Below are 265 nucleotides of genomic sequence, written 5' to 3'. Positions count from 1 at the left end.
CGCGCCGGCCTGGATCTGCTGCAGGCCAGCGAGCTGCCGCCCAACGACGGCGGCCTGAGCCTGGGTCAGGCCTGGGTGGCGATGAACACCGTGATCGAGGAGTGACGAGCGATGTGCCTGGCCATACCGGTACGCGTGGTCGAGCGACTGGCGGGCGACGATGCGCTGGTCGATGTCGGCGGCGTGCGCAAGACCATCTCGCTGGCCCTGGTCGACGACGTGCAGCCCGGCGACTTCGTCATCTTGCACGTGGGCTACGCCATCC

Annotated in this window: 1 protein-coding gene; it reads left to right on the top strand. The window is 69.1% G+C overall.

Features of this window, described 5'->3' with window-relative positions; all coding sequences use genetic code 11:
* Nucleotides 1–111 precede the first annotated feature (111 nt).
* Nucleotides 112–265 (top strand): HypC/HybG/HupF family hydrogenase formation chaperone (locus tag L6Q67_RS24340; protein ID WP_296576347.1); only part of this gene is annotated, 154 nt, incomplete at its 3' end.

This window comes from Zoogloea sp. (assembly GCF_023150065.1).
In the GTDB taxonomy this organism is placed as follows: Bacteria; Pseudomonadota; Gammaproteobacteria; order Burkholderiales; family Rhodocyclaceae; genus Zoogloea.
Note: the sequence above shows the minus strand (reverse complement) of the source record. Positions and strands in the feature narration are given on the sequence as shown.